This window comes from Pedobacter glucosidilyticus DSM 23534, assembly GCF_000425145.1.
Lineage (GTDB): Bacteria > Bacteroidota > Bacteroidia > Sphingobacteriales > Sphingobacteriaceae > Pseudopedobacter > Pseudopedobacter glucosidilyticus.
On record NZ_KE384312.1, the window covers coordinates 239,878 to 261,119 of the forward strand.

The 21,242-nt window shown below is 36.2% G+C and carries 13 protein-coding genes and 1 pseudogene; 5 read left to right on the forward strand and 9 right to left on the reverse strand.

All coding sequences use genetic code 11. The features are described from left to right. Positions 1 to 3 precede the first annotated feature (3 nt). Positions 4 to 630: a pyridoxamine 5'-phosphate oxidase family protein gene (locus tag H510_RS0115470; RefSeq protein ID WP_026905138.1), complete on the forward strand. Its 627-nt coding sequence runs from the start codon at positions 4 to 6 to the stop codon at positions 628 to 630. Here H510_RS0115470 and H510_RS0115475 read toward each other — a convergent pair. The 3 genes from H510_RS0115475 to lipA are packed head-to-tail and all read right to left on the reverse strand — an operon-like array spanning position 627 to position 2,951. Then, positions 627 to 1,475 (reverse strand): anti-sigma factor, encoded by an 849-nt coding sequence (locus tag H510_RS0115475; protein WP_155978008.1) that lies wholly within the window; start codon positions 1,473 to 1,475, stop codon positions 627 to 629. The two genes, H510_RS0115470 and H510_RS0115475, sit on opposite strands and share 4 nt — an antisense overlap. 21 nt (positions 1,476 to 1,496) lie before the next feature. Further along, complete coding sequence (locus H510_RS0115480; protein WP_026905140.1) at positions 1,497 to 2,048, reverse strand: RNA polymerase sigma factor; 552 nt, start codon at positions 2,046 to 2,048, stop codon at positions 1,497 to 1,499. A gap of 24 nt (positions 2,049 to 2,072) precedes the next feature. Then, the gene (lipA, locus tag H510_RS0115485; protein ID WP_026905141.1) at positions 2,073 to 2,951 is read right to left on the reverse strand and encodes a lipoyl synthase; all 879 of its coding nucleotides are present in this window, start codon (positions 2,949 to 2,951) and stop codon (positions 2,073 to 2,075) included. Positions 2,952 to 3,113: 162 nt separating this feature from the next. Here lipA and H510_RS0115490 point away from each other — a divergent pair, with 162 nt between their 5' ends. Continuing rightward, positions 3,114 to 3,521 carry an OsmC family protein gene (locus tag H510_RS0115490; protein ID WP_026905142.1) on the forward strand — a complete coding sequence of 136 codons (408 nt, stop codon included), beginning with the start codon at positions 3,114 to 3,116 and terminating at the stop codon, positions 3,519 to 3,521. 319 nt (positions 3,522 to 3,840) lie between these two features. Here H510_RS0115490 and H510_RS0115495 read toward each other — a convergent pair whose 3' ends face one another. The 5 genes from H510_RS0115495 to H510_RS0115510 are packed head-to-tail and all read right to left on the reverse strand — an operon-like array spanning position 3,841 to position 10,346. Next, complete coding sequence (locus H510_RS0115495) at positions 3,841 to 5,454, reverse strand: arylsulfatase (RefSeq protein WP_036693117.1); 1,614 nt, start codon at positions 5,452 to 5,454, stop codon at positions 3,841 to 3,843. Positions 5,455 to 5,464: 10 nt separating this feature from the next. Next, positions 5,465 to 5,608, reverse strand: a complete 144-nt coding sequence (locus H510_RS20715; RefSeq protein WP_081659306.1) for a T9SS type A sorting domain-containing protein — start codon at positions 5,606 to 5,608, stop codon at positions 5,465 to 5,467. A gap of 6 nt (positions 5,609 to 5,614) precedes the next feature. Continuing rightward, a complete protein-coding gene (locus tag H510_RS0115500) occupies positions 5,615 to 8,464 on the reverse strand; it encodes a S8 family peptidase (RefSeq protein ID WP_026905144.1) in 2,850 nt (949 codons plus the stop codon). Between the two features lie 10 nt (positions 8,465 to 8,474). Beyond that, positions 8,475 to 9,416 carry a DPP IV N-terminal domain-containing protein gene (locus tag H510_RS0115505; protein WP_026905145.1) on the reverse strand — a complete coding sequence of 314 codons (942 nt, stop codon included), beginning with the start codon at positions 9,414 to 9,416 and terminating at the stop codon, positions 8,475 to 8,477. Positions 9,417 to 9,419: 3 nt separating this feature from the next. Beyond that, positions 9,420 to 10,346: a TolB family protein gene (locus H510_RS0115510; protein ID WP_026905146.1), complete on the reverse strand. Its 927-nt coding sequence runs from the start codon at positions 10,344 to 10,346 to the stop codon at positions 9,420 to 9,422. A gap of 461 nt (positions 10,347 to 10,807) precedes the next feature. On the opposite strand from H510_RS0115510, the gene H510_RS0115515 reads away from it, so the two are divergent. Next, positions 10,808 to 13,750 carry a T9SS type A sorting domain-containing protein gene (locus tag H510_RS0115515; protein WP_026905147.1) on the forward strand — a complete coding sequence of 981 codons (2,943 nt, stop codon included), beginning with the start codon at positions 10,808 to 10,810 and terminating at the stop codon, positions 13,748 to 13,750. Positions 13,751 to 13,991: 241 nt separating this feature from the next. Continuing rightward, positions 13,992 to 17,333: an Ig-like domain-containing protein gene (locus H510_RS0115520; protein ID WP_081659309.1), complete on the forward strand. Its 3,342-nt coding sequence runs from the start codon at positions 13,992 to 13,994 to the stop codon at positions 17,331 to 17,333. A gap of 848 nt (positions 17,334 to 18,181) precedes the next feature. Here the strand turns inward: H510_RS0115520 and H510_RS0115525 are convergent. Further along, the gene (locus H510_RS0115525; RefSeq protein WP_026905149.1) at positions 18,182 to 20,062 is read right to left on the reverse strand and encodes a T9SS type A sorting domain-containing protein; all 1,881 of its coding nucleotides are present in this window, start codon (positions 20,060 to 20,062) and stop codon (positions 18,182 to 18,184) included. 274 nt (positions 20,063 to 20,336) lie between these two features. Between H510_RS0115525 and H510_RS20270 the strand changes: the two are divergent. Beyond that, positions 20,337 to 21,242, forward strand: a pseudogene (locus tag H510_RS20270) (hypothetical protein); the annotation flags it as partial.

Genomic DNA, 21,242 nt, shown 5'->3' on the forward strand with positions numbered 1-21,242 from the left:
AATATGTTTGATCAAGCCGATACAGATTTATTTTTAAAAATCGAGTTAAACCAAATTATTCCAGATATATTAAAACGATTAGATGATGCTACCAGATCTTCTAAAACCGCTTTCCATGAAGGATATATTGCTACCATCAATGAAAATTCACCTGAAATAAGAACGGTTGTTTTACGAAGAGTTCTTTTGGATGAGGAAGCCTTGATTTTTCATACAGATATGCGCTCGCCTAAGGTGCACCAAATCAGACAAAATCCTTACCTAAGTTGGCTATTTTATGATGCTGCTTTAAGAATTCAGGTTAGATTTAAAGCTATAGCAGAAATTCACCATCAAAATGAACTCACACAGAAGCAGTGGGAGGCCTCAAGATTAGAAAGTAGGAAATGCTATTTAGTGGAGCCTGCTCCTTCTACGCAAATTCAAAAGGTTTGGGAAGGTATTCCCGATATCGCACATCAAGATTTAACAGAACAACTGGTAAGCAATGGTTATGATAATTTTGCTGTTATTAAAACAAGACTTATTACTTGCGATTGGCTCTTTTTAAATAGGAAAGGTCATAAAAGAGCTGTTTTTAGTAAAAATATAGTAGGAAATACTTGGGAAGGTAAATGGGTGCAACCTTAAATAGCGCCCATTACCATCATTTTTTCTAAGGTTGGATTTACACTACCACCTTTAGGTTCTAAAGTAACTGCAAAAGCTTGGGCTTTATCTATCGCTTTCATTTTCTTCATGACAGCTTCTGAATTAACTCCATCAAAAACACCTAAATCAACAGGTTTGCCATCTACCAATGCCCATAATTGATATTGATGATTTTCATCATGAGCAGGCATCGACATATTTTTCATGTCTATCATAACCTTTTGTTCTTTTGGATTAAAGGCTACCAACATTTTGGATTCTGGAGAATTTGCAGTACCCTTCAATTCTACCATTTTATAATCAGGATTGGTATAAACACTTAATATCTCATTAGTGCTTTCTACCTTTTTATCCAGATAATTTACTTGGTTGGCATAATCCTGATTACTGCTTTGTAATACAGCTAATTGCTCTTTAGATTCTTGTAAATTATTATAAAGAACAAATAGAGCAGCTACACTCATGATAAGGAGTGTAAAACAAGCAGCAAAAGAATACTTATAAAAGTTAAGTTTAGAACTGTTTAAAGGAATAACTTTAGCATTGTTATGACTAGAAAAAGTTTGCTGCTTAGTGTCTAAGTTAACACTAGAAATAGAAGTATTGGTATCTTCTTCGTTAAAAGTTAGTTTACTTAAAAAATTGTCTCTTAAACCTTCAGAAGGCTCAATAGCATAAGAATCTGCCAACTTTCCTAACGTTTTCTCTATTTCGGCAAGCTCAGCTTTAACCTCTGGATAAAGCTGAGCCATCTCCTCAACCTTAAGTTTTTCCTCAGGTGAAAGATCTCCTAGAACATAAAGTTCTAGAATGCCAGATTCCATGTATGTTTTAATATCTTCCAATTATTTAAAATATTTTCTAAGTTCCATAATACCCATTCTAAGTCGGGTTTTAACGGTACCCAAAGGAATTTCTAATTCATCTGAAACTTCTACGTGAGTATATCCCTGGAAGTAAACTAATTCAACAATCTTTTTTTGTTCGGGCTTAAGTTTCTCTACCAAATCTTTTACACCTAATAGCTCGGGCTTATATGTCGTATTCCTTTGCTCGTCTATAACATTTACGTGGTTTTCAATATCTTGGTTTTTAGAATGATTTCTAAAATCTTTAGATCTTAGTTTATCAATAGCCAAATTCCTAGCAACATTTACCATCCACGTAAATAATCGACCTTTGGTGGCATCGTATTGGTGAATAGAATTCCAGATTTTTACCAAAGTTTCCTGTAAAACATCTTCTGCAATTTCTCTATCAGCAACTATTTTAAATATAACACCAAGCAAAGAGGCGGAGTACATATCGTACAAAGCTTCTGCACCTATTGCCTTGTGTTGCTGTAGGGCTTCTATCAGTGCTGGTTCTTCCAGCGTTATTTTTTTAGTCTTAATCAATTTACCTAAGGTAGCGATGAATTTTTACAAATCAAACAAGTGTTTTTCTGCATGGTAAGATGATCTTACCAATGGTCCACTTTCAACATATTTAAAACCCATCTCCATACCAATTTGTTTGTATTTTAGGAATTGATCTGGATGAATCCAATCTACAACCGGATGATGATTTTTAGTAGGCTGTAAATATTGCCCTATAGTAACTACATGTACACCATGAGCTTTTAAATCACTCAATGTCTCAATTACATCTTCCTCTTTCTCGCCTAAACCAAGCATAATACCCGATTTAGTTCTTAAACCGAAATCAGAAATACGTTTTAAGCACTCCATACTACGGTCATACTTAGCTTGTATTCTTACTTCTTTAGTTAGCCTTCTTACAGTTTCTATGTTATGAGAAATAATTTCTGGCTTTTCTTCACAAACTCTGTAAAGGTTATCCCAAACACCTTTAAAATCTGGAATTAAGGTTTCCATGGTTGTTTGCGGACTTTCTCTTCTGATAGCCTTAATGGTTTCGGCCCAAATGATAGAACCTCCATCTTTTAAATCATCTCTATCAACAGAAGTGATAACAGCATGCTTTACGTTCATCAACTTGATAGAGTTGGCTACGCGGTTTGGCTCATCCGTATCCACAGCTAAAGGTCTACCAGTTGCAACCGCACAAAATGAGCATGAACGGGTACAAATATTACCTAAAATCATAAAAGTAGCAGTACCAGCACCCCAACACTCGCCCATATTAGGGCAATTGCCACTTTCGCAAATGGTGTGTAGTTTATGCTCGTCTACCAAGCCTCTCACATGAGCATACTCTTTTCCAACAGGAAGCTTCACTCTTAACCAATCTGGTTTTCGTTGTACTTGGTTTGCAGGTATTACCGGTAACTCTATCATGGTTACAAAAATACATATAGTTTAATTAAAAGTTGTGTTGTTGTTCTGTAATTTATTTAAACAAATGGTGCTTTTGTTGTAAAATAATCAAAGTAAAAAGTAGTATTATTGTTTTTAAAGAGTCCAATTGCTCTTATGTTTAAACGATATTGAATTTTAGATATGGCAACTTCAAAAATTATTTATAATGGTTCATTAAGAACTACATCAACACATGTACAATCAGGCAAAGAAATTATTACAGATGCACCTATAGATAATAAAGGTAAAGGAGAGGCTTTTTCTCCAACAGATTTACTGGCTACTTCTTTTGGTAATTGTATGATGACGATTATGGGAATAGCAGCAAGTACACATGGTATTGATTTAACAGGCTTGAGCGCCGAGGTTACCAAAGTAATGGCAGCCGAGCCTAGAAGGGTTTCAGAAATTCATGTGAATTTCGATTTCCCTTTAAAAAATCAATACTCAGATAAAGATAAAAAGATATTAGAACATGCAGCTTTAACTTGCCCAGTGCATTATAGCCTACATCCTGATATTAAAAGAGAAGTAAAATTTAATTGGTAGGTGGTTGGTTAGGATTAAGTTCACTAGGTATGAGTTCATTAGTTGCCTAGGTTATTGCAATGAGGAACGAAGAAGCAATCTATTTTAATATTGATTGATTTTTGAATGCGTGAAGGATTTTTTAATTTTTCCTTTTAAATTTTTAATTCGCAAAAGTTATTTGTTTGTTAAGTTATCTTTCTATTTTTCTAGGTTATTAGGCCTAAATATCGGTTAAGTCCGATATTTAGGCATCTTTTTACTTTCTACTCTATACTTTTCTTATATTATACATCTTTTTACTTTCTACTCTATACTTTCTACTTTCCACTCTCCCATTTTATTTCTCAATTCTGTTTTCCCATCTTTGCAACATATCAGGTCCCCATTCTAAAACACCTGCTCTTTGTTCCCACTTTTGATGTTCTTGCATAAGCAGTGTAGCTACTTTTGGATGTTCTAAACGCACATCTGTAAGTTCAGTTGGGTCTTTCTTGAGGTTAAAGAGCTGCCACTCTTTGGTATTTTGCTTTACCAATTTCCAGTTTTTATACCTTACAGCTTTATTTCCTTCATGTTCCCAAAAGATATATCTTTCATACTTATCTTTCTTTTGAAATAAAACAGGTATTAAAGATGTTCCCTCTAATGCTAAAATCTGATTGTTTTTATAAGTTTTTGGATATTGGGCATTTGCCAGCTCAACTAGGGTAGGCATAATATCCATAATATGGCCATTGTATGGAGATAAAGTATTGGCTTTGATCGTTTTTGGATGATAAGCTATAAAAGGACTGGTTATACCGCCTTCTTCAAGATACGATTTATATAACCTAAAAGGAGTGTTTGATAAGTTTGCCCAAGGTTTTTCATAAGATTGCCAGCTTAAACTATCTCCAGCAGCATATTTACTAGTGTTAATTTTAAAAATCCGATCTAACAAAACCCTATCTTCTGCACAAGCACCATTATCTGATAAGAAAAAGATATAAGTATTTTCAAGCTGGTTTTCTTGTTTTAAAGTCTTTATAATTTCTCCAATTCCTTTATCCATCCTATCTATCATGGCAGCATAAACAGCCATCCTATGTGCCCAATCTTTTTTTTCTGTTTCATTTACACTTTCCCATGCAGGTATATCAGCATCTCTTTCTGGAAGCTTCGTTTTAGACGAAATAATACGCTGCTTTATCATCTTATGGTACCTTGCTAGGCGTAAAGTATCCCAGCCTTTTAAATAGGTAGTTTCGTATTTTTTAATGTCTTCTTGCAAAGCATGTAAAGGCCAATGCGGTGCTGCATGAGCAACATATAAGAAGAATGGTTTACGAGTCTTGGTATTTTCTTTAATAAAATTGCTTGCATATTGGTTTATAGCATCTGTAAGATAATAATTTTCTCCACCTGGGTAAATACGTTGGCTATCAATAGCAAAGGTAGACTCGTACCAACTTCCATAAGCTTTGGTACCAAAATAATTGCTTACACCATTGATTAATGAAAACGAACGATTAAAACCACGGTCTACAGGCCACTGTCCTCTAGCATTCCCGATATGCCATTTCCCGCTCATATAAGTATTATAGCCCGCATCTTTTAAAACTTCAGCTATGGTAACAGATTGATGGTTTAAATAGCCTTGATAAGCAGGTATTTTTAAATCAATATCCATTTGTCCTATACCTGCTTGGTGTGGATACAATCCGGTCATTAATGAGGCTCTGGAAGGGCAGCACCGGGCATTATTGTAGAACTTATTAAATTTCATTCCATTTTTGGCCAGCCAATCTAAATGAGGAGTTTGTATTTCTGAGCCATAAGCTCCTAAATCACTAAAACCCATATCATCAGCCATGATTACTATGATATTAGGTTTTTGGGCTAAAATTTTAGATGTTAAGGCTACATTCAAAAAGAAAATCAAGCCCAATTTGAGCTTGATTTTAAACTTCATTATATTCATATTAAGGATTTATAATTATTTTTTGCTGATGTATTTGAATACCATCTTTGCTAATGGTTAAAACGTAAGTACCAGCTGCCAATGATGACACGTTAATATAATCGCTATTTCTGATCTTAGTTTTTAAGACGGTTTGTCTATCTATTAGATTTTAATGCCTTATTAATACTTGCTTTTTAATAACATCCTTTTCGGCAAAAATATGTAAGAAATAAGTTCCATCAGGAATAAATTTTGTATTAAAGCTTATTTTTCCATCAACTAAATTTCCAGATCTCAGAATTTCTCCTTTATCATTCATTAATTTAACTGGAAAAGATTTGGGAAGGAGTTTTCCTTTTACTTTAAGTTTTTCAACGATTGCTTTACTCTCAGGTAATAAATTAGACTCTGCCTTGTAATCGCTTGTACTTACAGTAAGTTCTTCACCAGCAGGATTAGGCGAGATGATAAAACTACTTCTGTTATAAGGTATGTAAAAATTATGCTCTAAAGTTACATTTCCACAAGAAGTATATGCAATAGCAGTAATAGTATGGTTACCATAATAGTTATATTGGAAATAATCATAGGGGTATGTACCATAATAAGCATTTAGGTAAGCTCCAGTACAAAAAGCTAATGGCTGCATAGGAATACCATCTATATACCATTCACAAGATAAAGTACCAGGATACCTATGAATGTTAACTTGAAAATTATAACCTGATAAACTACCATAATGTGATACTACTAAAGTTGAATCATTCCAGGGAGGTAAGCCAACCATAAGATCTTTAGTTATGGTGCGGGTAAAACAGCCTAGGTTTACGGTAGCTTGTAGTTTAATAGCCCCTTCACTTATAGCGCTAATATCTGCATAAGTATTATTGTTACTTGTAATAGTTGCATTACCCGCTGGATAACCCTCATATACTGGAGAATTATTAACCGGTAATACATTCCAAGTAACTGTGGCTCCTGCTGGTACGCCAGATATAGTATACCTTTGTGTATTACATACTACTTCTGATCCGTCTATGGTAATTGGAGTAAAATTTTTAGTTGTAGTTATTGTTTGACCACAGGTTGTAGTAATGGTTGCTGTAAGTACACCTGAACCATTATATAAAGAAGTGGTTGAAACCGGGTTAGCAGTATTAGAACCAGAAATACCAATACTACCAAATGCAGACCAAGTTACAGTATAACCACTAGGCAGGTTTGGAATACTATAGGTTTCATTTGGGCAGGATTGCACCGGACCGGTAATTGTAAAATTGTTTACCTGGCCTAAAACCGTATAAGCAAATGTAACATTGGCAGGCGTAGTTGGATAATAGCCTATTCTTTGCCCAATAGTGTTAAAAACTTCGTAAACATAGGTTCTTAAAGTTGCGGTGGTACCGGTTACAGAACCGGGAATTACCTCACAAAAACCCTCACCAAAATTAGGATTAGAAAAGCCGTTATAGCCAACAGAACCGACACCTCTGCCCCAAGCAGCAACTATATTACAAAAGGAGTAAGGAAGGTTGACAGATTTAATTACTTCATATCTTTTAACAATATAATTATTAGGCGCAAGGCCTGGTGTTGCATAAAACGCTTTAGACATAAAACCTGTGGTACTGGCAACCGTACCACCTGTAGCTGTAAAATGGTTTATTGAATTAGGTAATTGTAATAAACTTAAAGCCTGACCTGCGTTTACACGGCCATAGCCATAAGTGGTAGTGAAATTTTGATTATTCATCCCTGCTACTTTATCAGCACTCAATTTAATAATATTTTCAATATCATCATTTGCAAGATTGGCGTTATAACCTTTTAATAAAGAAGCTATACCTGCAACCTGTGGCGCAGCTTGAGAAGTACCAGCATGAAATCCGTATGAATTATTTAATTTAGAGGACCAAATATCTCTATTATCAGTTCCAGAGTTTGTTATTCCTCCTGGTGCAGCAACATCTATATGGTTACCAGTATTTGAAAACGGAGAATGCTGGTCATTATTTTGTGTAGCACCTACGGCTATCACATTATTAATTCCGGCTGGATATTGTATAACACCTCCATTATTGTTACCCATAGCAACTACTGAGGTATGATTCATTTTATAAGCATAGGCAAATGCCATGGCTAATGTTGTGCTGTAAATTGGCCCGCCCCAGCTATGGTTAGCTATTTGCGCACCACTATTTACCGCATCGGTTATTTTTTGCGCTACATTGGCATCGCCAATATATCCAAAGGGTTCAAAAATTCTTTTTGAAAGTAATCTGGCATTCCAATCTACTCCTCTTCCAACTTTACCATTATTGGCATTACCCGCAGCTATTCCGGCAACATGTGTACCATGATAACCGTTAGGTGTACCTGCTAAATGAGCATCACCAGTTGCCTTTCCTACCATTTCATCATGTGATAATTCCAAGCCCGAATCAAAAATAGCAATGGTTACAGCTGTACTACCTGTAAAGATATTCCAGGCTTGCTGAGCTTTAATGTCTGCCCCTATGGTTCCTCCATTTCTTCCATCATTATTTAAATGCCATTGTACGCCACTAAGATAATCAGGGTCTGAATGTAGTTTGGGCTCCGAATTTTTTTCTGCAAAAAGTACAGATGGATTTTTCTTTAAAATCTCTATGGCTGCGTTAGCCTCTTCCTCACTTTTAAAGGTCAAGGTAAATACACGGTCGAATGGCGGAGTCTTTACTTTTATGCCGTCTTCTCGGGTTTTAACACTGTCTGCCTTGTTCCATTTGGGGAACGCTTTACCTATAGCTACAGGTTTAACATCATCTAGTGCAGATTTGAGCGATTTTGAAAGAATTTTTGCTTCATGATGACTGATTTTATCTGTTTTATCATCAGAAATTTCTAATGAATCTGGTACTATAAAAACCAATAATTCGTGTTTAAGGTTTCGCTGTTGAGCATTCCCGGATTTAACAGTACAGATACTAAAAAAACTTATCAGCACAATAAGTTTTAAAAATGGTAATAATGTTTTCATATTATATAATTTAAGGGTTAAAATTTTCTGCAAAACTAAGTTGTTGCTTATTGCTGCCATCAGCATTCATCAGCCATAACCTGCCATTTACTGCTCTGGAATCTGTAAAGACTATTTTACTTCCATCCGGGCTCCAGTCACTGGTATAGCCCCCTGTTTGGGTCAGTTGCTTTTGGTTGCTTCCATCTGCGTTCATTAGCCATATTTGGGGTACGCCACCCATAGGCTGGGAGGTAAAGCCTATTTTATCATTACTAGAATATTTAAAATAATTGTTGGTTAAATTCTTTCCTGTTAAAGCAATTAAGCCTCTTTTTTTATTTGAAGCCAAATTAAAAACCCATAAGGAGTCTCCAAGTACATTTCCATTAGTTTCAACTATTGTTGTTTGATATATTATTTCCATAGTATGCGGGTTCCAAGTAGGAAAATTCCCGTAATTCATCAAAAAGGAAGTGCTGTTAGTAGAAGCTGAGACAATCCATAATCCGCATGGAGTAGCATTACAAATAGATTGTCCATAAGCTATCCATTTCCCATCCGGGCTCCAAGCCGGAAAAAAATTACGGCCTTCATTAGTTATTCTGGTAAGGCTATCGCCATTCAGCTTTTTCTTCCATATTTGTGCACCTTGCGAAAAAGCTATCCATTGCCCATCCGGAGACCAGGTTGGTGTTTCGGCACCTACTCCAGAATGCCACAAACGGTTTTCTTTGCCGTCTGGTGTAATAAGCCAAATGCCATTTTTAGCAACTTCTTTATCTATGTGGTAATAAGCAATGTATTTTCCGTCTGGGCTCCATGCGGGCTGGTAGTCGACAATATTGAAATCTATGGTTCCACAACCCCCCACGCAAGGTTCCTGCCCTTTGTTGTCTTTAGCATTCTTTTTGCAGCTTGTAGTTAAAAAAACTATAATTATCAATAGGATTAATGGGTTGATATTTTTCATAAATCATAGATTAAATTTATTTTCAAAACTAAGTTGTTGCTTATCGCTTCCATCAGCATTCATAAGCCATAACCTGCCGTTTACTGCTCTTGAGTCTGTAAAAACTATTTTACTTCCATCAGGGCTCCAGTCACTGGTATAGCCACCGGTTTGGGTCAGTTGCTTGAGATTACTACCATCATCATTCATAATCCAGATTTGAGGTACGTCTCCATTAACCTGTGAGGTGAGTGCGATATAATTTTTTGTAGAATATTTAAGGCTATAGACCGTTGTAAATTTATCTTTTGTGTTTGTCGTTGTAAGCTGTACTTTAGAGAAATCTTTTAGATTGTATTTATAAATGTTATAAAATAATCCAATATATATAAAGGAATAACTATTTATCCATGATGGTATTCTTCCTGATACTATTAGTTTCTTTTCTAAAAAGTTAGTTAATAAGATGCCACATGAGTTTGCTGGTGCAGGAAAAGCAGAATTTCCGCAATCGGTATTATCATACGCTATCCATTTCCCATCCGGGCTCCAAGCCGGAAAAAAATTACGGCCTTCATTAGTTATTCTCGTAAGGCTATCGCCATTCAGCTTTTTCTTCCATATTTGTGCACCTTGCGAGAAAGCTATCCATTGCCCATCCGGAGACCAGGTTGGTGTTTCGGCACCTACTCCAGAATGCCACAAACGGTTTTCTTTGCCGTCTGGCGTAATAAGCCAGATGCCATTTTTAGTAATTTCTTTATCTATATGGTAATACGCTATGTATTTTCCGTCTGGGCTCCATTCGGGCTGGTAGTCTATCAAACCGAAATCAAAGTCTTTACAAAAGCCAGGGCAAGGCTCTTCTGCATTGCTATTCTTGTTTTTTTTACAGGATAGGGTTGTTATACCAACCAGTAAAAAAACAATTATTAAGTGTTTGTTTTTCATGAGGTTTGAGGTTTATAATCTCTGACTTTATTTAAAAGCTTAACAATTCACTGGTTAAATCAAAATTATGATTGATGTCTGTTCTCCTACCATAACTCACCTTTAAAACAATATGATTTCGCAAAACACAAGTAGAATAATCTTTCAAGGTAGGCAAGCCTTAGAACTTTTATAAGCGTTAATGCGAGCCTCTATTTTAATATCTGCTAAATTCTATCAGTTATGAAGTATTTCTTTAAACTATATCGGCAAACTTTTAAACTTAGTTGTCAAGTTTCGTCTTTTTAACATTTAAGGCGCATTTTTTGAAATAAATTTATTATTAGTTAACAATATGGAAATAGGATATACTTATTACTCGTGTTTTACAAATCCAAAGTTGATTGTTGAGTAAGCGAAATGATAATAATTTACTATCCAATAATTTTAGTTAACCATTTAATAATCAAAATCAAATGAAAATGAAAAAATTTACTTTATTGATTTACCTGTCTTTAGTGGCCGGAATTTTAAAGGCCCAAAATTGGGAGAACCTCAATCCTGGAGGAGGGGGGCAAATTCAAGGTATAACCTGTGATCCAAACATGCCAGGTAGGATGTTTTTAAACAGCGATGTTGAAGGAAGTTACCGTAGTGATGATTATGGCCTGTCTTGGAGCTACACCGGTAAAGATTTGATACACCACATGTCTTTTATTACAGCCGTAGAACCTGGAAACAGCAATAGAGTTTATACAGGCGGCATTTATGGCTTACATTATTCTGATAATGGTGGGCTAAACTGGACAGTACCCAACTGGCCTATGAAAGGTTTTGCCATAGCAACTTTAGTAGTAGACCCCTCTAATGCTAATAACATTTATGCAGGTAATAGCTGGTATATTAAAGATGTACAGATAGATAATCAAAAAGTACCTTCCGAAGCTACTACAGGTACACGTAATATTTGGTTAACAAAAGATAAAGGTGCTACCTGGCAAACCATTAATTACGAACCTGTAGATGGTTATAAGCAATGCTACACTATTACCATAGATCCAACCAATAATGATAGGGTTTATTTAGGTGCACATTCTGGTTTATATCGAAGTGTAAACGGAGGAACATCTTTTAACAAAATTTCTTTCCCATCAGGTATGGCAAGTTGTCGTGGCTTTGATATTACTCCAGATGGAAAATTTGCTTATGCGGTTTTTAGTGTAGATGAAACCGTAACACCTGCGCAACCTAGTGTATATGTTGCAGAAGTTAATAATGCTTCGGATACTTGGTCTTGGACCTTAATTGCTTCTCCCTCATCTCCTAATGGTTTATATTACGCAACAGGTGTAAACACTTATTATTGGAAACCTATAGTTGACCCTAGAAGCACTCCAAGTCAGCATAAAATAATTATTGGTTGTATGAATAGTAATGCTAACAGCTCTCAAGGTTTATATGAATTTACCGGAACTGTAGCGGGTAGTAATGTTACCGGAGCTTGGGCTATGGTTTTTGGACAATCTGGTACCAATACTTTTAATTATGATATGGGCTGGAATGGGATAGCTCCTCAAGTTAGACAATATACTTATACACCAACAACCTGGCCTGATCGTAAAGTGCTTTTGGCAAGTCAGCAGTCTTTATACTACGGCGATCCTGCTTTACCTAATAATACTCCAGGTAAATATCAAGTTTTAAGCACACAGTTTGTAGGGACTTTCGGAAGTTATAGAACCTATAAAACAAGAGGCTTTCAATCAACCGTTAATTTTGATGGTTCTGGATATAAAAATTATGTAGTTCAGGCTATGGCCGATAATAGGCTATTAGAAAGCTGGGATAGTGGTAATTCTTGGACACAAGAAAGTCGGCCAGGCGGAGGGCAAAATGGAGATTATGTAGAGATTATCCCAGCCAATGGGAGTAATCCAGCATTAGTTATTACAGCAGCAGGTGGTGGTTTTGGAGGTGTAAATGATGGCGCAGATGCATCGCATTGGGGCAAATATTTATCAGACCCTGCATCTCCTAATGATACTTGGGTAAATTTAGAAGCAGGTACAAGTGGCGTAATTAGTAATACAGCCAATACTAGAGCTTATGGAGCAGCTTATAATCCACAAGACTTTAAAAATGTAGTTATTGCTACGCAAGATGGTTTGATGGAGACTACCGATATTTATGCCAGAATGGCTAATACTGGCGGGGCATTCTCTTTTATAGGCCCTCCACAAGGTACCATTTTTAAAAACGGAGACGTTTTCTTTGACCCTGAAAATGGTAATGTTTTATATGCCCATACTGCAAATACCATTTATAAATTAACACGTACAGCAATTGGTCAGCCTTGGACAACCACCACCCTAACACAAGGAGCAACCAGTATGCAAGCCGGTAATTTTTATTATTGGAAAAATAACGGAACAAGCTATATGATATACTCTAATAATTCTACAGGAGGCTCGGGTCCAAGATTATTTATGTCTGTTAATGAAGGTCAATTTACCGAAGTCTTAAATAGAGCAGGCGTTTTAGCCGTAAATGTTGAGCCTTGGCTATCTACATGGACTAATGGAACAACCATGCATATTACTTTTAGTGGTGCTGCAGGGTTTGAAAACCAAATTTACTTAGGTTCACAAGTAGAAGACGGTAAACATGGTTATTGTATTCTTAAAGGTACCATTGCAGCAAATAATACCGTTACATGGGAGAACTGGAGCGGCACTTTTGGTACACCAGAGTTTATGGAGGTTGCCCGTTTATGGGATGGAAAAATAGTAACCCAACCTAAAGCTGATAATACACCTGCTACTTATTATTACGCAGCAACCAGAGGTGCTGGTTTGTGGAGAAGAGAAATTATTAATACTGTACCGGTGCGTTTTTCATCATTCAATCTCGAGAGCACAAATCAAGGTGTAAATTTATTATGGCAAACTTCTTCCGAAGCAAATAGTAGCCATTTTGAAATAGAAAGAGCTGGAGCAGATGGTAATTTTATTAAAATAGGTACGGTATCTGCCAGCGGCAACTCAAATAGAATTATCAATTATCAATATTTGGATGCTAACCCTTTACAAGGAGTAAATTATTACCGACTTAAACAAATTGATTTAGATGCAGCATTCTTGTACAGTGAAATTAAAAGTATAACAGCTGGTATTGCAAAAGAAAACCTTATCGTTTATCCTAACCCTGTAGAAGATATATTAAATGTTAAGATAGCATTAGAGCAAGGCATAAGTGCCGTAAGAATTAATAATTTAGAAGGCAAAAGAGTGTTTTCTAAACAAATAAATTTATCAAATGGTTCCATATTCAATGCTGATGTTTCTTTCTTAAAGCCAGGCATTTACTTTATAGAGATCACAGAAATGAATGGAGCAGTAAAATTCATAAAATTTATAAAGAAGTAAGATAATTGCTTATTCATATTAGAAAGCCTTGGTAATTTATTTTTGCCAAGGCTTTTTTATTAAATCTGGATAGAATATTTCATATAAAGAGATAAGAAATGAAACTAACCCAAGTACCATTACCTATAAAACTGGTACTATTATCAACTCTTATATTTAAAGTTAGTAGTTGTTCCTTGTAAATCCGTAGTATCAAACATCATAGTTTATATATCTTGTTTTCAACTAATTATAAACAATTATGAAAAAATTATTATCCTCTTTGATGATGGTTTCCAATCTTGTTTTTGTATCACAAGCACAAGAATGGGAAAACCTAAACCCTGGTGGCGGAGGCCAAATACAGGGTATTACGCTCGATCCTAATACTCCAGGTCGAATGTTTTTGAATAGTGATGTAGAAGGAAATTATCGCAGTAATGATTATGGACTTTCTTGGACCTATACCGGTAAAGATCTCATCCATCACATGTCTTTTGTAACGGCCGTAGAACCTGGCAATAGTAATAGGGTTTACTGTGGTGGTATTTACGGTTTAAGTTTATCTATTAATGGTGGTTTAAATTGGTCTATTCCTAATTGGCCAATGAAAGGTTCAGCAGTAGCAACTCTAGTAGTTGACCCAAGCAATGCCAACAATATTTATGCTGGTAATAGTTGGTATATCAAAGATACTCAGATTGGTAACCAGAAAGTTCCTGTTGAGTCTACCACTGGTACACGTAATATTTGGATTACTAAAGATAAAGGTAATACATGGCAAACCATCAATTACGAACCTGTAAATGGTTACAAGCAATGTTATACCATAACTATAGATCCAACTAATAATAGTAGGATTTATTTAGGAGCGCATTCTGGTTTATATAAAAGTACTAACGGTGGTACATCCTTTTCAAAAATTTCTTTTCCTTCAGGCATGGCAAGTTGCCGTGGTTTTGATATTACACCAAATGGCCAATTTGCTTATGCCGTTTTTACTGCCGATGAAACCGTATTGCCCACACAAACAAATGTTTATGTTGCACAAGTTAATAACAGCTCTAATACCTGGACATGGTCGTTAATTGCCTCTCCAACATCTTCCAATGGTTTATATTACGCTTCTGGAGTGAGTACATACTATTGGAAACCCATGGTAGATCCTCGCAGTACAGCTACACAGCACAAAGTAATTTTAGGATGTATGAGTAGTAATGCGAATAGTTCACAAGGATTATTTGAATATACAGGAGCAGTAAACAGTAATAGTGTATCAGGAAGCTGGGCAATGGTTTTTGGACAAAGTGGTACAAATTCTTTTAACTACGATATGGGTTGGAATGCTATAGCGCCTCAGGTAAGACAATACGCTTATACGCCAACTAGTTGGCCTAGCCGTAAGGTTTTAATTGCCAGCCAGCAATCCTTATATTTTGGAGATCCTGCTTTGGCAAATAATACCTTAAATAAATATCAAGTACTAAGTACCGAATATATTGGTACATCAGGCAGTTACAGAACATATAAAACCAGAGGTTTTCAATCTACTGTAAATTTTGATGGAACTGGTTATAGAAATTATGTAGCGCAAGGTATGGCTGATAACAGAATTTTAGAGAGCTGGGATAGTGGAAATAGTTGGACGCAAGAAAGCAGACCTAACGGTGGTCAAAATTGTGATTATGTAGATATAATTCCTGCCAATGGGAGTAATCCAGCATTGGTTATTACTGCCGCTGGAGGTGGGTTTGGAGGTGTAAATGATGCAGCAGATGCATCTCACTGGGGTAAATATCTATCAAATCCGGCTTCTCCTAATGATGCTTGGGTAAGTTTAGAAACAGGTACAAGCGGACTTCCAACAGCTAATAGCCGTACTTATGGCTCAACCTACAATCCTCAGGATTTTAAAAATGTGATTATTGCCACCCAAAATGGACTTTATGAAACCAAAGATATTTATGCTCGGATGGCAGGAACTGGTGGAACCTTTACAGCAATAGGTCCTGTAGCAGTTTCTTTTAAAAGTGGTGATGTTTGGTTCTCATCAAATGGAAACGTTTTATTTGCCTGTACAAATAATACTTTATATAAAGCAACAAGAAATACGATAACTGGTTCTTGGTCTTTCAATACCGTTACAACTTCTCCTGCAATTACAGGTAATTTTACCTATTGGGTAGATGGTAGTACCACGTATATGTCTTACTCAAACGGAGAAAATGTTTATTTATCTGTTAATGAAGGACCATTTAGCTTAATCTTAAACAGGGCACAAACATTAGCCATAAATACAGAACCTTGGTTAGGAACTTGGACTAATGGTGATGTAATGGATTTAACTTTTAGTGGTATAGCAGGTTATAAAAAGCAAATAGTTTTAGGTTCACATGTTGAAGATGGAAAGCATGGCTATTGTATGTTAAGGGGGACAATCAATGCTAACAACACAGTAACTTGGGAAAATTGGAGTGGTACATTTGGAACGCCCAATTTTATGGAAGTTGCCCGGCTATGGGATGGAAAAATAGTGGTACAGCCTAAAGCAGATAATACAACAGGGATTTATTATTATGCTGCAACCCGCGGAGCAGGATTGTGGAGAAGAGAGCTTCCTACAACTACATCTAGTAATGTTGCCCCAACAGTATCTATTACATCCCCAAGTAATGGTACTACATTTACACAAGGGGCTACTATTAATTTACAGGCTAATGCTTCAGATAGTGATGGTAATATCACCAAAGTGGAGTTTTTTAATGGTGTAACAAAATTAGGGGAAGATTTATCTACTCCTTATACCTATAGTTGGGCTAATGTTACTTCTGGTAATTATACTATAACTGCGAAAGCTACCGATAATAGTGGCGCTACAACAACATCATCAGCTATAAATATTATAGTTAATGCAGCCTATCGGTATTTACGTTTAACCGGATTATCTACCGTTACTAATGATGTTACTATCCAGGATATTACTTGGCTAGCAGGCGCCAATACTTACCCTAATCCCAAACTCAGTACCGATAACGGAGCTGTTACAGCTAATGTTGGTACTACCCCTTGGAGGGCTTTTGATACTAGCTTAACTTCAGGTTGGGTGGTTTTACAAAGCTTTCCAGCAACCATCACTGTTGATTTAGGTTCTGGAGTTGCAGTAGCACCAACAGGTATTCAAATAGATGCTAATTCTGCTAATCGTGGTTTCGGATCATTTGAATGTTATGGATCAAATGATAACACAACATGGACTTTACTTTATTCTGTCTCAGGATTAACCTCTGCTGATTATCCTAGTAGTGTGGGGGCATTTAATTTTGAATCAAATGGAATGATGAATAGCTTCCGGGATAAAAAATTAATACTTGAGTCGAATTCATCAGACTTAAGCCTTTATCCTAATCCTACTTCCGGACTAATAAGAATCAACTTAGCTAATCATGAAGTTGCAAAAGTTAAGGTTTACAATTTAGTTGGTAAATTAATTTACCAAGGTGAAACAAATCTTATTGATTTATCTAAAGAAGCTGACGGGATTTATTTATTTCAAGTAGAACATAATGATATGATTGAAAATTTTAAAATAATTTTAAAACATTAAGTCACCATAAGGAGGATGTCTCGAAAAGCTATGTTTTGCCATCTTGAAAGTTTAATACTGGCATGGCTAGGAATTGAAGAATAATAAACAAGATTCTTACTTTACTAGAAACAAATCGTGATTAGAGACATCCTCATTTTTCTTCTATTAAATCTGGAAAGATTTTTATATGTATAAAATATTCAGTTGCTGTAATATAGCTCAACTCTTCTAGATAATTCTCAAATGAGGTTAAAATTTTATGTTTAAAAATAGTGTAAAGTGCTGACGAGAGTTAAAAGCTATTGTAAAGCCAGAACAGTATTAACCAAATAACTGTAAAGTTTTTTCAGGATAAGACATAAAGTTTTTTCAGGACAAGACAGGGGTCTTCTCCCAGACATATTCGGGAGTTCTTCGGGAAAACACCCCTATTTCCCGAACAAGTCTCGAAGAGGTCTCGAACAAGTCTGCAAAAAGACTGGCAAAAGCCGGCAAATGGCGGCAACTGACGGCAAAATCCGGCAAAATAGAACTTGTGTATTGACTTTAATTTTTCCAAATCGCATTTTGAAAAGTATAAAGTCAAAAGTATAAAGTCAAAAAACCTGAAAAGCGAATATTTAGGAATTTTTAAAAGTATAAAGTCAAAAGCTCATCTAAATATTAGATATTTTAGATGCTAATATGTAAAAATTATGCGTGATTGCCTCATTTTTAAATGGTTATGAATAACGTCAATGGATAGCTAAAGTTTTCATTCAAAGAGAAGCAAAATTTAAATTTCGCTCCTCTAATTTGTACTAATTATTTGTAAATCAAATTTTTAAAATGTAACATCCTGATACAGCGTAGTGACATTCCTTTTTTTAATCTTTGATGAATTTTAACTTTTCATAATAGTCTAGATATTTAATTTCAATAAAATAGACACCAGGCTTTAAGTTTGTAATATTAATTTTGTAAGTGGAGGTATCATATAAAGTTTTTACTCCTTTTTCCTCGTAAACAATGTTTCCTAATATATCAGAAATATAAACTTCAAATTGCTGGATGGGTTTACTTGCATTTAATGTCATATTAATTTCAGTGGTAGCTGGATTGGGGAATAATTTAATTGAAGCAGCTTCATTTAGGGCTATACTGATGATATTGCTATAGTTGGAATGGCCATCAAAGTCTACTTGTTTTAATCGATAGTAATTATTACCTATTATGGGGTTTGTATGCGTATAAGAATAATTAATAGCCGTTTCAGAATTGCCAGCACCTTCAATACGTTTCAGAAATTTCCAGTTAGCTGCTTGTATAGAATTAGTATGCTCAATTTCAAAATAAGCATGGTCTTTTTCGCCTTTGGTTAGCCAGCTTAGCTGTACTTCTCCCTGATGATGAGCATGAGCTTTAAAATCAACTAAATTAACAGCTAGTGGAACAGGAGTAAGATCTGTAATAATCGCATTAGCATTAGTTGGTGTATTGGCATTATTAAATATTGCACTTTGTGCATTGCTACCAAAACCATAAAGCTTATAATTATTACCTAATGCTAAAGTATGGTTAAGTCCAGCCTCAACATCAAGCCAAGCTGTAACACCTGTGGGCATGGATACTTCACCTACAGCAAACGGACCTCCTGCACCTCTTCCAACGGCATTCCCAGAGCCCCAAGAATAAAGTTTCCCATCATTGGTAATACCCAAAGCATGTGTTCCTCCTGCAACAACTTTAACCCATGAAGTCGCTCCGGCAGGTAATGGTATTTCTACTGGGCTTAGCTGTCTATCAACAGTGGTATTTCCAAGTTTGCCAGTTATAGCATCATTTTGATCCTCATTGCCACCCCAGGCATACAATTTTCCTTCTAGGGTAATAGCTAAAGAGAAATCTAAATATTCGCTTGCAAGATCATCAGTACCTCCATTAGGCTGACCGCCATCGGCGTTAGCCCATTTCCAGCCCATTGCACCAGCTGGTAAAGGTACTTCGTAAAGTAAACCATCAGGGCTGTTAGTGCTGGTTCCTGTTCCAAGTTGTCCGGCATAATTGTGCCCCCAGGCATACAATCTGTCATTTTGGGCAATAGCTAAAACATGGTTATAGCCGCTAAAAATATGTTTCCAACTGGTAACACCAATGGGATTAGGGATAGCAGTAACCGCAGGATCTGTTGTAGTACTACCTGGGGTTGGGCTCAATCTTCCTAAAGTACCATAAACATTTCTTCCCCAACTGTATAATTGGTTGTCAGATGCTATAGCTACCATATAACGTTCTCCAACGGCTACTTGTTTCCAACCTGTAGTGCCAGCTGGGTGTAAAATCCTACTAGGCTCGCAATTAGCAACATTAAAGGCTTGGCTTCTTATTTTATTTTCTGTGTTAGTGAGTTCTTCTGAAGCTAAATAACCTAATTGTCTGGAAGGGTTCCATCCCATAACAAATAATTTGCCATCTTGGGTAATAACTGCACCATAAGTTTCGCCAACCGAGGCAAATAATATATTAGAGAAAGCAGCAAAGGGATGATTTAATACGCTACTTTGGCTGGTACCTGTATTTACAGGAGTTGGTACCATACAATCTCCTAAGCCTAGTTGCCCTTCTAAATTATCTCCCCAAACCAAAAAATGGTTATTATTATTACTTGCATAAGACGCTTGTGATCGGGTAAGCGACCAAAGCTTTTGGCTATAAGCATTATTGAATTGTGCGGCCAATAGTAAAGCTATAAGATAATTTCTTTTCATAAGTTATTTTACTGAGGATAAATGAATGTTTAAATATTTTACTAATCTGGTTAATATACTAGGTTATATGTAAAACTATTTATACTCATTTTTAAACTATTTTATCTTATTTGATGCTTAATGATTAATAAATACTGCGTTAGTTGTAAAATATATGATTAACGTAATAATATTTTTCTGTTAAGTCTAAATAGTTGTATAAATAGCCAAAATATGTAAAGTCTGTTTAGGGGCTGATTTTAACTTTGTGTAAAATTACTTTCATTTAAAAAGCATGAAGAAGATCGTATTCATTTTTGCCCTCTTGTTAAATCTGTACGCAGGTTTATTGTTTGCTCAAGTTCCTCAACAATTTAATTATCAGGGAGCCGCTAGAAATGCAAATGGAACTCCTATTGTTAACAGGGCTATTGCTCTTAGGATTTCTATATTAGAAGGTAGCGCAACTGGTACCAGTGTATATACCGAGACAAGAGGGGTTACAACCAATTTATTAGGACTTTATAATGTACAGATAGGAAGTGCAGGGGCGTTAACCACCACAGGTAGTTTTTCTTCGATAAATTGGGCAAGTGGTCTTAAATACATTAAAGTTGAAGTAGATCCAAATAATGGAAGTAATTATTCTTTAGCTGGTACGGCACAATTATTAAGTGTGCCTTATGCCTTATATGCTGGGGGTGGAGTAGGTGCTCCGGGACCGTCAGCTTTTCAAATAGCAGTAAATAATGGTTATACTGGTACCGAGGCGCAATGGTTAGCTTCATTGCAAGGTCCACAAGGCCCAATTGGTCCACAAGGTCCGGCGGGTGGTCCAGTAGGCCCACAAGGTCCAGCAGGAAGCTCAGCTTATCAAACAGCAGTAGCAAACGGTTTTGTGGGAACAGAAGCACAATGGTTAGCATCATTACAGGGTGCAACCGGAGCAACAGGTCCACAAGGTCCAGCAGGAAGTTCAGCTTATCAAACAGCAGTGGCAAACGGTTTTGTGGGAACAGAAGCACAATGGTTCGCATCATTACAGGGTGCAACAGGTCCACAAGGTCCAGCAGGAAGCTCAGCCTATCAAACAGCAGTAGCAAACGGTTTTGTAGGTACCGAGGTGCAATGGTTAGCATCTTTACAAGGAGCAACAGGCCCACAAGGTCCAACAGGTGCAACTGGAAGTTCAGCTTATCAA

What these genes read in the sequence shown, in the direction of transcription:
- H510_RS0115470 (WP_026905138.1), top strand. Translation starts at nt 4, where the DNA reads ATGTTTGATCAAGCCGATACAGATTTATTTTTAAAAATCGAGTTAAAC.
- H510_RS0115475 (WP_155978008.1), bottom strand. Translation starts at nt 1,475, where the DNA reads ATGGAATCTGGCATTCTAGAACTTTATGTTCTAGGAGATCTTTCACCT.
- lipA (WP_026905141.1), bottom strand. Translation starts at nt 2,951, where the DNA reads ATGATAGAGTTACCGGTAATACCTGCAAACCAAGTACAACGAAAACCA.
- H510_RS0115490 (WP_026905142.1), top strand. Translation starts at nt 3,114, where the DNA reads ATGGCAACTTCAAAAATTATTTATAATGGTTCATTAAGAACTACATCA.
- H510_RS0115495 (WP_036693117.1), bottom strand. Translation starts at nt 5,454, where the DNA reads ATGAAGTTTAAAATCAAGCTCAAATTGGGCTTGATTTTCTTTTTGAAT.
- H510_RS0115500 (WP_026905144.1), bottom strand. Translation starts at nt 8,464, where the DNA reads ATGAAAACATTATTACCATTTTTAAAACTTATTGTGCTGATAAGTTTT.
- H510_RS0115505 (WP_026905145.1), bottom strand. Translation starts at nt 9,416, where the DNA reads ATGAAAAATATCAACCCATTAATCCTATTGATAATTATAGTTTTTTTA.
- H510_RS0115510 (WP_026905146.1), bottom strand. Translation starts at nt 10,346, where the DNA reads ATGAAAAACAAACACTTAATAATTGTTTTTTTACTGGTTGGTATAACA.
- H510_RS0115515 (WP_026905147.1), top strand. Translation starts at nt 10,808, where the DNA reads ATGAAAAAATTTACTTTATTGATTTACCTGTCTTTAGTGGCCGGAATT.
- H510_RS0115520 (WP_081659309.1), top strand. Translation starts at nt 13,992, where the DNA reads ATGAAAAAATTATTATCCTCTTTGATGATGGTTTCCAATCTTGTTTTT.
- H510_RS0115525 (WP_026905149.1), bottom strand. Translation starts at nt 20,062, where the DNA reads ATGAAAAGAAATTATCTTATAGCTTTACTATTGGCCGCACAATTCAAT.